The organism is Streptomyces sp. NBC_00075 (assembly GCF_045041225.1).
GTDB lineage: Bacteria > Actinomycetota > Actinomycetes > Streptomycetales > Streptomycetaceae > Streptomyces > Streptomyces adonidis.
This window is the reverse complement of sequence record NZ_CP108243.1, coordinates 8,729,152-8,744,997: the sequence shown is the minus strand read 5'-3', so window position 1 is coordinate 8,744,997 and position 15,846 is coordinate 8,729,152. Positions and strand designations below refer to the sequence as shown.

General features: G+C 68.6%; 12 protein-coding genes and 1 pseudogene. All 13 read right to left on the bottom strand.

Annotated elements, in window-relative coordinates; translation table 11 throughout:
- Positions 1-66: 66 nt before the first annotated feature.
- Positions 67-1,200: a right-handed parallel beta-helix repeat-containing protein gene (locus tag OG787_RS38345; protein ID WP_405538325.1), complete on the bottom strand. Its 1,134-nt coding sequence runs from the start codon at positions 1,198-1,200 to the stop codon at positions 67-69.
- A 60-nt stretch (positions 1,201-1,260) separates the two neighbouring features.
- On the bottom strand, positions 1,261-2,292 hold the full coding sequence (locus OG787_RS38340) for a pectinesterase family protein (protein WP_405538323.1): 1,032 nt from the start codon (positions 2,290-2,292) through the stop codon (positions 1,261-1,263).
- Between the two features lies 1 nt (position 2,293).
- Positions 2,294-3,415: a pectinesterase family protein gene (locus OG787_RS38335; protein WP_405538322.1), complete on the bottom strand. Its 1,122-nt coding sequence runs from the start codon at positions 3,413-3,415 to the stop codon at positions 2,294-2,296.
- A 2-nt stretch (positions 3,416-3,417) separates the two neighbouring features.
- Positions 3,418-4,740, bottom strand: coding sequence for a polysaccharide lyase family 1 protein (locus OG787_RS38330; RefSeq protein WP_405538321.1), 1,323 nt, complete (start codon positions 4,738-4,740; stop codon positions 3,418-3,420).
- A gap of 52 nt (positions 4,741-4,792) precedes the next feature.
- Positions 4,793-5,578: a rhamnogalacturonan acetylesterase gene (locus tag OG787_RS38325; RefSeq protein WP_369036978.1), complete on the bottom strand. Its 786-nt coding sequence runs from the start codon at positions 5,576-5,578 to the stop codon at positions 4,793-4,795.
- A gap of 111 nt (positions 5,579-5,689) precedes the next feature.
- Positions 5,690-7,027: an ABC transporter substrate-binding protein gene (locus OG787_RS38320; RefSeq protein ID WP_405538320.1), complete on the bottom strand. Its 1,338-nt coding sequence runs from the start codon at positions 7,025-7,027 to the stop codon at positions 5,690-5,692.
- 62 nt (positions 7,028-7,089) lie between these two features.
- A pseudogene (locus OG787_RS38315) lies at positions 7,090-9,032 on the bottom strand (pectinesterase family protein).
- A 46-nt stretch (positions 9,033-9,078) separates the two neighbouring features.
- A complete protein-coding gene (locus tag OG787_RS38310; RefSeq protein WP_405538319.1) occupies positions 9,079-10,614 on the bottom strand; it encodes a glycoside hydrolase 43 family protein in 1,536 nt (511 codons plus the stop codon).
- A complete protein-coding gene (locus tag OG787_RS38305) occupies positions 10,611-11,462 on the bottom strand; it encodes a PmoA family protein (protein WP_405538318.1) in 852 nt (283 codons plus the stop codon). Before OG787_RS38305 ends, OG787_RS38310 begins: the two co-directional genes overlap by 4 nt.
- A complete protein-coding gene (locus OG787_RS38300) occupies positions 11,462-12,658 on the bottom strand; it encodes a Gfo/Idh/MocA family protein (protein WP_405538317.1) in 1,197 nt (398 codons plus the stop codon). The genes OG787_RS38305 and OG787_RS38300 overlap by 1 nt, the downstream gene beginning before the upstream one ends.
- Positions 12,655-13,953, bottom strand: a complete 1,299-nt coding sequence (locus tag OG787_RS38295) for a polysaccharide lyase family 1 protein (protein WP_369036983.1) — start codon at positions 13,951-13,953, stop codon at positions 12,655-12,657. The genes OG787_RS38300 and OG787_RS38295 overlap by 4 nt, the downstream gene beginning before the upstream one ends.
- A complete protein-coding gene (locus OG787_RS38290) occupies positions 13,950-14,849 on the bottom strand; it encodes a carbohydrate ABC transporter permease (protein ID WP_405538316.1) in 900 nt (299 codons plus the stop codon). Before OG787_RS38290 ends, OG787_RS38295 begins: the two co-directional genes overlap by 4 nt.
- Positions 14,846-15,781 carry a carbohydrate ABC transporter permease gene (locus tag OG787_RS38285; RefSeq protein WP_369036984.1) on the bottom strand — a complete coding sequence of 312 codons (936 nt, stop codon included), beginning with the start codon at positions 15,779-15,781 and terminating at the stop codon, positions 14,846-14,848. The genes OG787_RS38290 and OG787_RS38285 overlap by 4 nt, the downstream gene beginning before the upstream one ends.
- Positions 15,782-15,846: the final 65 nt, after the last annotated feature.

Sequence of the window (15,846 nt, the reverse complement as noted above, 5' to 3'; positions counted from 1 at the left end):
CAAATCCACAGACAAACTTGGCCTCGCGCCCTCAGAACGGAGCAGTGCCGTGCGGCGATGGCGGGCTCAGTTCATCGTCGAGCCGATCGTCGTGCTGCCCGTCGTCAGGAACGTCGTGGCGGGCAACGTCCCGTCCGACGCACGGGAGTTGTACGTGGTCGACGCGTTCGTGGACACGAAGGACGGGGTCGATATCCCCGAGTCCCAGTTGTTGCCGGCCGAGACGACGGACGAGCCCTTGCTCACCGAGCCCGAACTGTTGCTGACGGCGAGGTTCTTGCCGAGCCTGGCCGCGCCGGTGGCGAAGTAGTAGCCCCACTTGGCGTTGGCGTAGGCGGTGGTGCGGTTGATGACGATGGCTCCGGTGTTGCTGTTCTCGGTGAAGCCGTTGCCCGCGTTGTCCCAGGCGGCCGAGTTGTTGATGACGTGGGCGACCACCTCGCCGTCGCCGCCGAGCTTGTAGCCGTTGCCGTCGCCCGCGAAGGCGGAGTCGGACCAGCGGTTCCTGCCGTTGCCCATCGCCCAGGTGTGCTCGACGGTGACGGGCGAGGAGAAGGACCAGAAGTCCAGCCCGTCGTCCGAGTTGTTGTAGAGGCGGGCCCCGGTGATGAGGTTGCCGGTGCCGGAGCCGTACTTCACGGCGATGCCGTCGGCGTTCTCGCCGTGGTTGGCGGGGTCGTAGTGGCCGTACGAGTCGATGTTCCTCACCGTGTTGTTGGTGGTGCTGTCGCCGGTGAGGGTGAAGCCGGAGTCGCCGCCGTTGATGGTCTTGATGTTGCTCCAGACCGTCGAGGCGCAGGACTGGCAGACGACCGCGCTGTCCGGCGAGTTCTGGAAGGTGATGTTGGAGACGGTCCAGTAGTCGGCGGTCAGCTTGAAGATCCAGTCGCCGTCGGGCAGGTTCGACCCGTCGATCTTGACGGTCTCCGAGCCGTACGGCTGGAGGTAGATCCGGCTGGCGGAGGTGCCGTTGGCCGTCGACTGGAGGGTGGCCGTCGGGTAGTACGTCCCGGCGCGCACCTGGATGACCGTCCCGGCGGCGGCGCCGGAGATGGCACTGCTCAGCTCGGCGGAGGTGTCGACGACCACGGTGGCCGCCTGGGCGGGGGTGGGGAGCACCGCGAGACCGACACCGGCGGTGGCGACGGCGAGAGCGGTGAGCGAGCTCTTGACGCTGGTGGAGCAGGTGATACGACGCATGACGTGCGGGTCCTTTCGTCGTAACGGGGAGGGGAGTCGGGGACTGCGGAAGGGATTCGGCTACGGGCACCAGTCCCCGAGATACGTGTGCCGCGTATGTTCGTCGGCCTCGGCGGCGGTCAGCTGCGGCCGGTTCTCGGGCACCGAAATCACCGCGCCCGGGCCGGAGTTGCCGTACTCCCGGAAGCGCATGGTCTGCCAGGGGTAGGCGTCACGCATGTTGATGTACGGGGTCACCGCGTCGATGCCCGGGCCGAGCCAGGTGTCCCGAACCACCAGGGAGGGCCAGGCAGTTGTCTCGTACGACGGGACCCAGGGACGGGCGATCTTGTACGCGCCGTCCTCCGCGCCCGAGGTCACCAGGCCGCGCACGGCGAGGAAGCCGTACGGGTTGGCGCGGGCCGTGGCGGGCGCGAAGACCATGCCCTCGGGTTTGAAGGCGACGTCCCGGTCGAGGGTGTGGAAGTGGCAGTGCTCGAAGACGGCCCGTGCCCGTCCGAAGACGAAGTCGACGTCGCCCTCGATGTAGCAGTCGCGGTAGTAGTGGCGGTCGAAAGCGGTCAGTGCCGTCGTGTCCGCGAACAGGGTGTCCTGGTGGGCGAGGAGCCGGACCCGGGTGAACTGCGAACGGTCCCCGGTGACATAGGCGGCGACTGCCTGCGTCCCGGTGATCTCAGGATGGTCGGCGCGCAGCCAGTCGTTGGCGAGGGTCAGGTCGCGTACGGTCAGGCCGGGCGCCGCCGAGGTGAAGGTGGCGGAGCCGGCGGTGCCGTAGGTGCCCGAACCGTCGGGTTTCTGGGTGCCGTTGGCGTTGTCGTAGACGATGACGGTGTCGCGCGGATCGCGGGTGGCGCCGCGCAGGGTCAACTCGGCTGCCTGGACAGGGATGTTGACGACTTCGCGGTAGGTCCCCGGGTGCACGACGACCGTCCATCCGGTGCCGCCCCTCGCCACCACCGTGTCCACGGCGGCCTGGACCGACCCTCCGGGGCGGACGTGCAGGACACGGCGGGCGGCGGACGCGAACGCGGGTGCCGTGCCACCGGCGATCAGTCCCCCGGCGAATCCGGTGAGCAGCGTACGTCGGCGCATCTCAGCACCACCGCCCCTGCCAGGGTGTCCAGTCGCCCAGGTAGGCCTCGCGGGTCGCCGACTCGGCTTCTACGGCCGTGAGTTGCGGTCGGTTCTCCGGCACCGAGATCACGGCGCCCGGGCCTGTGTTCCGGTACTCGGCGAAGCGCTGGCTCTGCCACGGGTAGGTGTCCGACATGTTGGTGTAGGGCGCGACCGCGTCGATACCGGGGCCCAGGTGGGTGTTCCGGACGGTGAGCATCGGGCGGGCGGTGGTGTCGGAACTGGGGACCCAGGGGCGGGCCAACTTGTAGTAGGCGTCCGGGGATTCACTCGTCACACGGCTGTCGGTCACCAGGTAGCCGTGCGGATTCGTGCCGACCGTGGAGGGCGCGAAGACGAAGCCGTAGGGGGCGCCTGTCAGGTCGGTGCGGTTCAGGGTGCGGAAGTGGCAGTGCTCGTACACGGCGGTGGCCCGGCCGAAGACGAAGTCGACGTCTCCCTCGGCGTAGCAGTGCGCGAAGTACTGGCGGGCGTACGCGTCCCTGTTCATCGAGTCGGCGTACAGGGTGTCCTGGTGACCGAGGAACCGGCAGTGGTGGAACGCCGAACGGTCGCCCTGCACCTTGATGGCGACGGCCTGCGTCCCGGCGATCCCCGGATGGTCGGCGCGCAGCCAGTCGTTGGCGAAGGTGATCCAGCGGGCCGTGAAGCCGGCGGCCTGGACGAGCGTGGTGGCGGAACCGGTGGTGCCGTAGGTGCCACCCCCGGGTTTCGGCGTACCGGCCGCGTTGTCGTAGACGATGACGACATCGCGCGGGTTCTCGGAGGCGCCGATCCAGGTCAGTTCCGTACGGGTGATGTCGACGGCGACGGTCTCACGGTAGACGCCGGGCGCGATGACCAGCGTGGATCCGGTGCCGCTGACGGCGGTCACGGCGGCCTGGACGGTGGTGAAGTCGCCGGTGCCCGCCGCGTCGACGTACAGGGTCTGCGCGTTGAGGCGGCGGGCCGGGGAGCCGTAGCGGCCGAAGCGGGTGCGGCCGGCCGCGCGGGCGGGGGCCGCGAGCCCCAGGGCCAGGGCGGCCCCGGTGCTCGCGACGAGGAACGACCGTCTGCTCGACGGGACTTGGGAGCCGGCCATGATCAGCAGACCTTGCCCGCGCCGGCACCGCGGTTGACGACGAACGGCACGGCTCGCGGCGAGTCGACCTTCGTGCGGAGGGTGGGCGTCCAGCCCGCGCCCGACTGGAGCGTCTCGGCGGGGATCTCGGCGTTGTGGACGGCGATCAGGTCGGTCAGCCTGCCGTTGACGTAGTTGTTCTCGGCGGTGAGCGGGGACTCGTTCCACTTCTTCAGGACCTTGCCGACCTTGGCGCTCGCCGGAAGCGAGATCGCGTTGTCGCTGGCGTACAGCTGGGACGAGATGCCGACGCCGAAGAGGTAGTAGTCGGACGCCTGTTCCTCGGCCACCACGTAGTGGTTGTTGTAGACATCGACCTGGCCGAAGCGCACGCGCGGGGAGCGCTGGAGGATCCCGTCGAACTCGTTGTGGTGCATGGTGACCTTGAGCTTGCCCGCGTCGGTGGTCGCGGTGCTGTCGCTGTTCCCGATCAGCATGTTCTTGTCGTGGTCCTTGAACGAATTCCAGGACACGGTCACGTAGTTGGCGCCGCGCACGATGTCGGTGAGCCCGTCGTGCTGCTGGAAGACCTTGCCGAAGTAGCTCGGCCGCTCGCTGTCGGGGTAGCGGCCGTCGCTGAGGGTGTTGTGGTCGATCCACACGTGGTCGGTGCCGTAGACGACCACGGCGTCGTACTCGGAGTTCCAGTTGCCGGTGTTGTTGTCGTCGGTCGGGTCCCACTTCGGGAAGCAGTCGAGCGGGGCCTCGATGGTGAGGTTGCGCAGGATGACGTTGGAGACGCCCTTGATCTGGAGGCTGCCGCCGAGGATGCCGGAGTTCCTGCCGACGCCGACGATGGTGGTGTTGCTCGGGATGTTGGCCTTGATCACCGAGTCCTGGTTGGCGGCGGACGCGACCCGCGCGTCCTCCTGCGGACCACTGGCGACCTCGTCGTTGCCCCAGACGGCCGGGTCGTAGTCCTTCAGGTACTGCTGGAGGTCGTACCCGCCGGTGACGAAGGCCTCGCAGCCCTCGGACACGGCGTCGATCATGCCCTTGACCTTGATGATCTTGGGTGCGCTGCCGCCGTCCTTCAGCGCGGCCTTGAACTCCGCCCAGGTGGTGACGGTGTAGACGTGCTCGGCGTCGGCGGCCGAACCGCCGGTCGTGCCACCGGCGTCGGAGCCCCAGCCGTCTCCGGCGGCGAGGGTCTGCCGGCCGAGGTCACGGGCCTGAGGTGCGGCGGCCTGGGCGGCGGGCCCGGTGACGGTCAGGACGAGGGCGGTGCAGCCGAGCAGGACGGCGGCCTTCGTGATGGCATGATCATGACATGCACGAGCGTTCATGGTGCGGCTCTCCTTCTGGAGGAAGTGATGGGGGAGGTTGGGGGGAAGCGGACTACGCGGCGGCTGGGGGCCAGGTGATCCAGGACTCCGGGATCACGTCGTCGAGGCGGCGCACGTCCCGGTGCGCCAGCACCCGGCGCCGTACCAGCCCGGCGGCGACGAGCCGGGCCACGGCGATGGCACCCGGCGGATTGAAGTGCGTGTTGTCCTGCTCGGTCTCGGTCCAGTTGAAGTACTTCTTCGTCTCCTCGACCCCCAACTCCTGCCAGAGCGCGATCGACTGGGCCTGGATGTCGAGCAGCGCCACGTGTTCCTCCTCGGCGAGCGCACGCATCGCCGCCGGGTAGTCGCCGTGGGTCGGCACAGCGTTGCCGCCCGAGTCGAACTTTCTCCGCTCGACGGAGGTGGCCAGCACCGGCCGCGCCCCACGGGCCCGCGCACCGTCGACGTACAGCCGCAGATAGTCCTGGTAGGTCGACCAGGGCTCGGTGTACCGAACAGGATCGGCGACCTTCTCGTCGTTGTGCCCGAACTGAATGAGCAGAAGATCACCGGGCGCGATGACACCAAGAACGGCGTCGAGCCGCCCTTCATCGAAGAAACTCTTGGAACTGCGCCCGTTCACCGCATGATTGGACACGGCGACGCCCTTCCCGAGAAAGAAAGGAAGCGCCATTCCCCACCCGGTTTCCGGAGCGGCATCAGCGAACTTCTGGGCGGCGGTGGAATCCCCGGCGATATAGAGGGTGCGCACAGGCCGAGACCTTCCGTAGGAAGGAGCGACCATCGGCACGGCGGCAAGAGCAGCGGAGGCGACTTGTCGACGACTAAGAGACACGAACAGTTCCTTTCAGGAATGGGGGCAGAACCCCCGCGCCCCGTCTTTTGTCTTTAGGGGCGCGGGGAACTGCGCGACCAGCCACGGCGAAACCCGCGGCCAACCACCGACCTAACCCATCTGCTCATTCCACTCAGCCTGAGCAGCATTGAGCTGCTCAGCCAACGTGTCCAGGAATTCCTTCGCACTCATCTTCTTCAGCAACACCTTCTGGAAGTTCGGCTCGTTGTCCGCCTTCGAGATCGTGTTCCAGTCAGGCAGGTAGTACGGCAACTGCACGATCTTGATCGTGCCGCTGTTCAACGACTCGGCGGCCAGCTTCGTCGCCTCGGCGGACTGGATCCACGGATCCTTCGCCGCCTCCGTGTTGGACGGAATCGCCCCCGCCGACTCGTTCCACTTGCTGTTCGACGCGTGCGACACCGCGAACTCGATGAACTTCCACGAGGCCGTCTTGTTCTTGCTGGACTTGAAAAGCCCGAGCCCGTCAACGGGGTTGGAGACCTGGACCCGCGTACCGTCGTCCTGCGTCGGGTTCGGAATTCCCCGGAACTTGCCGTCCAGCGCCTTCAGGTGGTCCTGGTAGGAGCCGAGGTTGTGGCTCAGCATGCCGATGTCGCCGCTGTCCCACTGCGCGACCATCTTCTTGAAGTCGTTGTTGACGTCGGCGGACGGCGTGTCCTTCTTGTACAGCGCGGTGTACTTCTCCAGCGCCTCGACGTTCTTCGGGTCGTTGACGGTGGTCTTCTCGTCCTTCCAGAACGAGGTGATACCGGACTGCCCGTACATCGCGTCGAGGGCCTGGGCGATCGACCCCTCACCGCCGCGAATGGTGTAACCGAACTTGTTCTTGTCCGCGTCGGTGAGTTTGTCGGCGGCGGCGTAGAACTTCGACCAGGTCGTCGGCGCCTCCAGCTTCGCCGCCTCGAACAGGTCGGTGCGGTACCAGAGCGTGCCGTTGTTCGCGGAGGTCGGGACGGTGAACAGCTCGTCGCCGCCGCCCGCGCTGCGCACGCTGTCGATCATGCCCGGGGTCAGCTTGCCGTTCAGCGAACTGCTCGCGAGCCGGTCGTCCAGCGGCTCCAGGGCGTTCTGGGCGGCGATGCCGGCGAGCATGGCCGCGCCGACCCCGCCGACGTCGGGCAGGCCACCGCCCTGGATCGCGGTGTCGTACTTGGACTGGATGCTCTCGGACGGTATCCCGACGTACTTGACCTTGATGTCGGGGTTGGCGCTCTCGAAGTCGGCGATGATCTCCTTCCAGACGTCGGTTCGCACACCGCCGTTGTTGTCCCAGAAGGTGATCTCGCCCTTGCCCGAGCCCTCGTTGCCCTTGTCCCCGCCCGCTCCGCTGCCGTCGTCGCCGCAGGCGGTGGCGGTCAGCGCGAGCACGGAACCCAGGGCGACCGCGATGGCCGCGCGCCTGCTTCTGCGGATGCTGATCTTCATTGGTCGGCACTCTCTCTTCTGGATCTCTTCTGGATCAGACGGAACTGTGAAGTTGTGGGGGGTCAGCGGCGGGCGTACGGAGCCCAGCCGTCGGTACCGCGCAGATAGTCGGCGACGGTGTGCGTCACCGCGTCGGCGTCGCTCAACTGCGGGCGGTCAGCGGTCACTTGGACACCGGGCCCGTACGTCCGGTACTCGGCGAAGCGCGCGTCGCGCCACGAGAAGCCCCCTCATGTCGGTCCACGGCGAGGCCTTGACCGCGGCGAACGACTCGGTAACGCGGGGTGCTTGCGGGACCACATGAGCGGCACCCTCTCCACAACGCGGCAACACAGAGTGGCCACTCTGATACGTTGGGAAACGCTCGTCGGCGACAGCCAAGTTGACGAGTATTCCGCCGGACTGGTGGATGTGGCCTGTGGAGCGAACGTAAGACCGTTGGGCGGCACACCGTCCCTTGCACGTACGCGTGGGCGGCTGGGCGCTGCGAAGCAGGAAGCCGAGTCAGCGATGACCGGAGTCTCGTCTCTGGCGAGGTCAGGCCAACAGGGTGTCCTGGTTGCACCTACCCACTGGCCATGGGGACGCCTCATCGGGGCGCCCCCATGGCCAGCGCCTGCTCGCCGTTCAGCTCGACCGCGGCCTCGTCGAAGTCGTTGCTGAAGGTGAGGTTGCGGGCGGTGACGTCGTTCGCGGCGATCCGGACCGTCGCGCTCCCCGTCGAACCGCCGTACGCGGCAGGCGTGTCGTAGACGATGACGGTGTCGGAGCGACTGCGCCCGGTCCCCTGGAGCAGGATGTTCGGCTTGGTCGCCGGGATGAGGACCTTCGCGCGGTACGTGCCCGGCGCGACGGCGATGGTCACCGGGCTGTCGTTCCCGTCGGGCACGGCGTCGACGGCGGCCTGGACGGTCGGGTAGTCGGCGGGGACGTGCAGCGTGACCACGTCGCCGATCCGCCGCTGCGGCCCGGAGAAGCGCTTGACCAGCGCGGGTACGGCGGCGGCCGGGTCCAGCCGGTAGGCGTAGAAGTCGCGCGGTTCGAAGGCGGTGCCCCACGCGTCCTGGCGTCCGCTGACGTTCTTCAGGATCGACCCGCGCTGCACCAACTCGGCGGTGGCGTCGGCCTGGTAGGGGTGCTGGACACCGTCGTAGTAGCTGTTCTCGATGACCATCCTGGTCCTGCCGCGCGACCAGTTGCCGTACGTCCAGACGGGATCGCCGTCGGCGACCTGTGCCGACACGTAGTTGTTGTAGAGGTGCGCGTAGGCGCAGTTGTCGGCGGACGGGTTGCGCTGCTTCGTCCCCGTGAACCAGTTGTGGTCGATCGTGATCTGGGTGAGGACGTTGGTCGTCCAGCCGATCCCGAACGCCTTGTTGTGGTTGGCGAACTGGTTGTTGGAGACGGTGATGTACTGACTGTCCTTGCGGATGTCGAGCAGCCCGTCGCCCATGTGCGTGAAGCGGTTGTGGTCGATCCAGACGTGGTCGACGGTGTCCATCTGGATGGCGTCGAAGTCGGTCGTCTTGCCGTCCCAGTCGCCCTCGACGTACGAGTCGCGGATCGTCAGATTGCGGATGATGACGTTGCTGGTACCGGGGTTGAGGTGCAGCTCCCCGTGGACGATCTCGCCGGTGTCGCCGACGCCGATGATCGTCTTGTCGGAGGCCACGACGACGTCCGCCCCGAAGGGCGCCACCGCGATCGAGCCCGCGACCCGGATGACGTACGGCTCCTCGGCCGCCGCGTACCTCACCAGCGAGGCCTGATCGGTGACCGTGACGACCTTGCCGCCCGCACCGCCGGAGGTGCCACCGGCGAGGGAGGCGAAGCCGTGCGGTCGGTCGGTCCAACGGGCGGCCGTCGTCGTGGTCGGGTCGGCGGCGGCAGAGGGAGTGGCCGTCGCCTCGCTGACCGCCCCGAGGGTCAGAGCGACCACCAGGCCCACGACGGCGGCCAAGGTTCTGCCGGCGCCCGGCAAGCGCTTGCTAGGGAAGTGCGTCATTGCGGCTCCCAACAGGCATACGGATCAGGCTTACGAATAAGGCGAGTTACAAAGGACTGACTCTGAACTGCGTGAACGTGGCCGCACCGGCGTGTCCCCCGCCGACGGGCGCGAGCGCGAAGAGCCCGAGCAGGGCGCCGACCCAGCGCCAGGGCGTGGCCGCGAAGACCGGCCCGGACGCCTCCCAGCCGTCCCCGACGCCGAGGTCGTACGAGAACCGGCAGCGCGCCCCCGCCCCGATCCGGATCCGCAGTCGGACCCGCCCCTCCGGAGCCTCCCTCGGCCGATCGGCGTCCCGCTCGCGCTCGGCGACGGACTCCGCGAACCGGTGGACGAGCCGGACCGTCCCGTCGTCCGCCCGTTCCAGGCCGATCCAGCCGAAGGAGTCGCCCAGCACGGCGAGCCCGGCCCGCGCCCCCGGCTCCTCGCTGTCGAGCCGCAGCTCCACCTCGGCCGTGCAGGTGATGCCGGGCAACCGCTGGGTGAGGACGTTCGGGAGTTTCCGCAGGTCATGGATGTCGGACCGGCGTACGCAGCTCAGTCGCAGCCCGTCGCCCGAGTGCTGGGTGGCCCAGCCGTCCTGCGGGTTGGCCGTCCACTGCCACTGTCGGCCGTACCGTCCGCCGGGGAAGTCGTCGTCGGTGGCGGGCGCGGCGGGCGGCTGCGCGGGCAGATCGGGCTTGCGGTGTACGGCGACGGGGGCACCGGCGTCACCCATGACGGGCCAGCCGTCCGCGCCGTCCCAGCGCATCGGCTGAAGGTGCACGACACGGCCGTACGGGCCGCGCTGCTGGAAGTGGAGGAACCAGTCCTCGCCGGTCGGCGTGCGCACCCAGCCGCCCTGGTGGGGTCCGTTGACGTCGGTGTCCCCCTGCTCCAGGACGATCCGCTCCTCGTACGGTCCGAAGAACTCGCGGGAGCGTAACGCGCCCTGCCAGCCGGTCTCCACTCCCCCGGCGGGCGCCAGGATCCAGAACCAGTCGTCGTGCTTGTAGAGCTTGGGGCCCTCGATGGTGAACCAGCCGGGGATGCGGTCGCCGTCGACGATCACCTTGCCCTCGTCCAGAACTCCCGTGCCCTCGGGGTGCATTCGGTGGCCGGTGAGCCGGTTCTTCACGCCCGACCGGGACTTGGCCCAGGCGTGCACGAGATACGCCTCGCCGGTCTCCTCGTCCCACAGCGGGCAGGCGTCGATGAGTCCCTTGCCCTCCTTCACGAGGTGCGGGCTGGTCCAAGGGCCGCGTATCTCCGGGGAGTTGACCTGGTAGATGCCATGGTCGGGGTCGCCCCAGAAGATCCAGAAGCGGTCGTCGTGATACCTCAACGAGGGTGCCCAGACACCGCAGTCGTGGCGCGGAACCCTGAACTCGTCCGCCGGTCGCAGGCGTTCGAGGGCATGGCCGACCAGGGTCCAGTTGACGAGGTCGCGGGAGTGCAGGAGGGGCAGGCCGGGCGCCCGGCCGAAGCTGGACGCGGTGAGGTAGAAGTCGTCGCCGACGCGGACGACGTCCGGGTCGGACCAGTCGGCGTTCAGGACCGGGTTGCGGTAGGTCCCGTCCCCGAGATCGGCACCGGTGATCACGGGCTCACCGCCTTGCGTACGAGAGCCGCGGCCTCGCCCCGGTCGAGCCGCCCGTCGGCGACGACGGTGACGATCCGGCGTACGGCGGTCTCGCCCGGCCCGATCGGCAGCCGTTCGTCGAACGCGAGCGACGAGCCGACCCCCGGATACTCCTCCGCCCGGACGAACCACGGGTCGCGGCGCGTCTGTTCGGTGGCGCCGGCGAAGACGAGCGTCCAGGTGGTGCCGGCCAGGGCGACCCAGTCGGCGCGGCTGCCGTGGACCGCCGACTCGCCCTCCGTCGAGGCCGTGAAGACGTCGGGGGCCGTGGCCTCCTTCCGCGCCCGCCAGAAGAAGCCGCCGTAGGCCGCTCCCGGGCGGCCGTTCGTGGCCGGGCTGCCGATGGAGAGCGGGGCGGAGGTGGTGTTGGTGAGGGAGAAGGTGAAGTCCAACGCCCAGGCGGCACCGGTCAGTTCGGTGGCGGCGACCGTACGGCGCTCGCGCAGCAGTTCACCGCCGCCGACCATCCAGCGCAGTTCCTCGACGAAGCCGTCGGGGTCGCGGAGCTGGTAGGCGGCGTGCCGCTGGGTGCCGTGGTTGTCCAGCTCGGTCGGCCCCTGGTCCCGTACATAGGTGCGCCCGCCCCAGAAGTTGTGCCCCTCGACGTCGGGTATGGCGACACCGACGCCGAGGTGGTGGGTGTGGTCGGCGGGGCTGAGTTCGGTGACAGCGGTGCCGGCCAGGGTGGTGACGGGGTGCAGATACGGGCGGGGCGCGTGGCGGGGCGGCAGCTCCGGCCGGCCGGTGTAGCGGCCGACCGGGCGGCCCGCGACCCGCAGGACCAGCGACTCGTTGGGCATCTGGTTCATCAGGTGCTCACCTCTTTGGGGAGCGCCCAGGAGGCGCCCAGCTCGGAGTAGAGGGAGAGGGTGTCTGCGGCGGCGACGACGAGGCCGTCGATGCCGGGGACCACGCGGCGGCGCACGCTCCCGGCCTCGCCGGGCACGAACTCCCATGCTTCCGCCGGGAGTTCGACCGGGTCGGGGGCCTGCCGGATCGCCTCGACGACCCGCATGAAGGCGCCCGTCGCGTCGGGCTCGACGAGCAGTTCGGCGCCCTCGGTGAGGTGGTCGACGAGGTTCTCCAGCAGGTCGGTGCGGTCGTACTCGTACTCCTCCGGGCCGTGTCCGGAGCGCTGGAGGAGCACGCGGTCCTGCTTGTACCAGAAGGTGATCCGGCCGCTCGTGCCGTGCACGAGGACGTACGGGTCGTCCGGGTGTTCGGCGCACAGGGTGGCGGCGACGGTGACCGGGACGCCGTTCGCGGTGCTGACGCGGACGCACGAGGTGTCGTCGGACTCGATGTCGTTGGCGCGCAGCAGCTCGGTCTCGATGCCGGTGACGTCCTCGGCGCGGGTGCTGCCGCCGAGGGCGAGGCCGGTGGCGACGGCGTGCGCGAGCGGGTTGGTGAGGGCGCCGTCGATGACGTCCACGCCGTTCAGCCTGCGCTTGCCCGCCCAGGGCGCACGCCGGTAGTACGCCTCGTCGCGCGCCCATGCGCCCGCTCCGCCGACGCCGGTCACCGTGCCGATGGCGCCCTCGGCGATCAGTTCCCGGATCGCGGGCAGGGCGTGCGAGCCCAGCGACTGGAACCCGATCTGGCAGGCGACCCCGGCCGCCGCGACCCCGTCGGCCATCCGGCGGAACTCGGCGTACGACGGCGCCGGGGGCTTCTCCAGGAGCAGGTGCACGCCCTTGGCGGCGGCGATGAGCGCGAGGTCGGTGTGGGTGGGGATCGGCGTGCAGATCACCGCGACGGCGGCACCGGTGGAGTCGAGGAGCGCGCCGAAGTCGGCGGACTGCTCCGGCGCGGCGAGCCCGTCCAGCTCCTCGTCGGCCAGCGGGGTCAGCTCGCAGACGCCTGCCAGCCGTACGAGCCCCTTGTCCTGGAGCCGGCGGATGTTCGCGAGATGCCAGTGGCCGTGCCCGCGCGCTCCCGCGAGAACCACCGGAACCGGGGTCGTCAGGCGGATGGTCGTCGATGCGGCCGTCTCTGTCGTGTTCATGTGAGCCTCCCTGCGCCCGCGCCGCGTGCCACCTCTCGGTCGGCCGTGTCGGCGCTGTCGATCTTTGTGTGCAGGGTAGGCGTCCAGCCGACGTCGGCCGTGAGGTCGCGCTCGCTGCCCGAGTTGTAGGCGTTGTAGATGGTCAGAAGATCGACGGGGAAGCCGTTGAAGCGGGTGCCGGTCTGGTGCAGGGCGCTGCCGTTCCAGCTCTTGACCAGGTCGGCGACCTCGACGTGCCCCGGGGCGGTGAAGGCGTTGTTCTCGGCGTACACGGCGGACTCGGTGGAGACGCCGACCGAGTAGCGGTAGTCGTCGCCGTGGTCGATCAGGTAGCGGTTGTTGTAGACGTGCACCTGTCCGAAGCGGACGCGCGGAGCCCGCTGCGTCACCGAGCGGAACTCGTTGTGGTGCAGGGTGACGCGGAGCTTCCCCCGGTCGCCGGTGGCTGTGTCCCCGCTGCCGATGAGCATCGCCTTGTCGTGGTCGGCGAAGCAGCTCCAGGAGACGGTGACCAGGTCGGAGCCGTTGGTGATGTCCAACAGCCCGTCGTGGCGCAGGTAGTTGCGGGCGAAGTAGGTGGGCTCGTCGGCGTCGGCGTGCCCCTTGTCGGAGGCGGTGACGTGGTCTACCCAGACATGGGTGGCGCCGTTCAGCCAGATGTTGTCGTACGCCGTCTTCCAGTCGCCCAGGCCACCGGAGTTGGGCTGCCAGACGGGGAAGCAGTCGTAGGCGTCGCGGAGTTCGAGGTTCCGGAGGATCACGTTCTCCGCGTTCTTGACCTGGAGGCTCGCGCCCTTGAGGACAGCACCCGAACCGAGCCCGACAATCGTCGTATTGGACCCGACGGCCAGCACGACCCGCTCGGCCTGCCGAGCCGCAGCGGCCTGCCGGGCCTCCTCCTGGACTCCGCTCGGCCTGGCGGAACCCCAGGTGCGGGGGTCGTACGCGGCGAGGTACTTCGGCACGCTGTACCCGGTCCCGTCCGAGTAGTCCCCGCAGCCCAACTTCCCACCGTCGTCAGCGGAGTTGGCATCAATGGCACCCACAACCCGGATGATCTTCGGGGTGGCGCTGCCGCCGTCGAGAGCGCGGACGAGTTCACCACGGCTGCGTACGGTGAACACGTGCGCGTCGTCGGCTGCCGCACCGCCGGTCGTGCCACCGTCGGCGGCGGCCCAGCCGTCGTTCGCGGAGAGGGTGTCGCGGCCGAGATCGCGGGCGTCGGCACCGGCGGGCGTACTGAGCACGGCACCCAACAGGCCTACTACCGACGTGATTTGAAGAAGGCGTCTCATCCCTTCACCGCCCCCGCGCTGAAGCCGGTGATCAGCCACTTCTGGATGAAGGCGAAGACGATCACCACGGGTACGGCGGCGATGATGCCGCCCGCCGCGAGGGCGCCCAGGTCGACGCTGTCCGCGCTCATCAGGGTGTTGAGACCGACCGGGATGGTCTGCTTGCCCTGGTCGCTGAGGAACATCAGGGCGAACAGGAAGTGGTTCCAGGAGTGCACGAAGGCGAAGGAGCCGACGGCGATCAACCCGGGCCGCAGCAACGGGAGTACGACGACCCGGAACGCGGTGAACCGGTTGCAGCCGTCGACCCAGGCGGCCTCCTCCAGCGAGTACGGCACGTTCTTGATGAATCCACTGATCAGGATCATCGACAGCGGGAGCTGGAAGACCGTCTCGGCGATGATGACGCTGCCCAGCGAGTTGATCATCTGGAGTTCGGCGAAGATCTGGAACAGCGGCACCAACAGCAGTGCGCCCGGCACGAATTGGGAGCAGAGCAGGGCCAGCATGAAGGCACGCTTGACCTTGAAGTCGAAGCGGGCGAGGGCGTAGCCGCCGGCGAGGGCGACGAGGGTCGTCATCAGCAGGGTGGCGACGCCGACGAGGATGCTGTTCTCGAAGTACGTGCCGAAGGCCCGCTCGGTCCACACCTTCTCGAAGTGGTCGAGGGTCATCGGCCAGGGGACGAGTGACGTCGAACCGGCGGGACGCAGCGCGAAGAGGAGGATCCAGTAGAAGGGGATGAGGGTGAAGACGAGGTAGATCCCGAGGGGGAGGTAGATCTGCCAGCGCGGAGCCTCGTCCCAGGCGCGACGCTGCTTCCTGTGCGGGCGCGGCGGCTCGGGGATGTCGTCCACGGGCGTGGGCACGATCACGGTGGCTTCCTTGGTGATCACTTGTTCTCCCCTCCGAACTTGCTCAGCCGCAGGTAGACGATCGAGAAGAAGAGCAGGATCACGAACGCGACCGTGGTGAGGGCGGAGGCGTAGCCGAAGTTGTGGGCGTCGACGCTGGTGTTGGCGATGTAGAGCGGGAGTGTCGTGGTCTCGCCGGCCGGTCCGCCGCCCGTGAGGGTGTAGAGGAGGTCGACGTTGTTGAACTCCCAGACCGCGCGCAGCAGCGTGGACAGGACGATGGCGTCCTTGAGGTGCGGCAGCGTGATGTGCCAGAACTGCTTGAGCCGGCTGGCCCCGTCGACCTCGGCGGCCTCGTACAGGTCCTTCGACACGGACTGGAGGTCGGCGAGGATGAGGATCGCGAAGAAGGGCACGCCTCGCCAGAGGTCGGCGACGATCGCCGCCGGGAACACGGTGGAGGTGTCCGACAGCCAACTCGTGCCGTACGTCCCGATGCCCGCGTCGGCGAGGTAACGAGTGATGCCCGTCTGGGAGTTGTAGAGCAGCACCCAGATCGCGGAGGTCAGTACGCCCGAGACGGCCCAGGGCGAGAAGACCAGCGCGCGGCCGATCGACCGCCCCACGAAGGTCTGGTTGACGATGAGCGCGAGCGCCAGACCGAACATCAGTTGCAGGCCGACCTCGACGACGACCCACTTCCCGCTGAAGATCAGCGTGTCCCAGAACTGGGGGTCGTCGGTGAAGGCGTGCGTGAAGTTGTCGAAACCCGCGAAGCCGTTGCGCCACGGCTTGGTGGGGTTGAAGTGCTGAAGGCTGTAGTAGAAGACGCTGATCACCGGGTAGGCGATGAAGCCCAGCATGAGCAGGGCGGCCGGTGCGATCAGCAGATACGGGAGCCTGCGCGGCGTCGCGGAGGCACGTCGCCGCCGGGGTGGCGCGGGCGGTTTCGCCACGGCTGCGGCTTGGGCCATGACTGTTCTCCGTTCAGTACGTCGTGCGTGCGTCGTGCGTGCGTCGTACGGGAAGCGCTTTCTCC

Coding starts and splice junctions, on each gene's coding strand:
- OG787_RS38345 (WP_405538325.1), bottom strand. CDS start 1,200: ATGCGTCGTATCACCTGCTCCACCAGCGTCAAGAGCTCGCTCACCGCT.
- OG787_RS38340 (WP_405538323.1), bottom strand. CDS start 2,292: ATGCGCCGACGTACGCTGCTCACCGGATTCGCCGGGGGACTGATCGCC.
- OG787_RS38335 (WP_405538322.1), bottom strand. CDS start 3,415: ATGGCCGGCTCCCAAGTCCCGTCGAGCAGACGGTCGTTCCTCGTCGCG.
- OG787_RS38330 (WP_405538321.1), bottom strand. CDS start 4,740: ATGAACGCTCGTGCATGTCATGATCATGCCATCACGAAGGCCGCCGTC.
- OG787_RS38320 (WP_405538320.1), bottom strand. CDS start 7,027: ATGAAGATCAGCATCCGCAGAAGCAGGCGCGCGGCCATCGCGGTCGCC.
- OG787_RS38305 (WP_405538318.1), bottom strand. CDS start 11,462: ATGAACCAGATGCCCAACGAGTCGCTGGTCCTGCGGGTCGCGGGCCGC.
- OG787_RS38300 (WP_405538317.1), bottom strand. CDS start 12,658: ATGAACACGACAGAGACGGCCGCATCGACGACCATCCGCCTGACGACC.
- OG787_RS38295 (WP_369036983.1), bottom strand. CDS start 13,953: ATGAGACGCCTTCTTCAAATCACGTCGGTAGTAGGCCTGTTGGGTGCC.
- OG787_RS38285 (WP_369036984.1), bottom strand. CDS start 15,781: ATGGCCCAAGCCGCAGCCGTGGCGAAACCGCCCGCGCCACCCCGGCGG.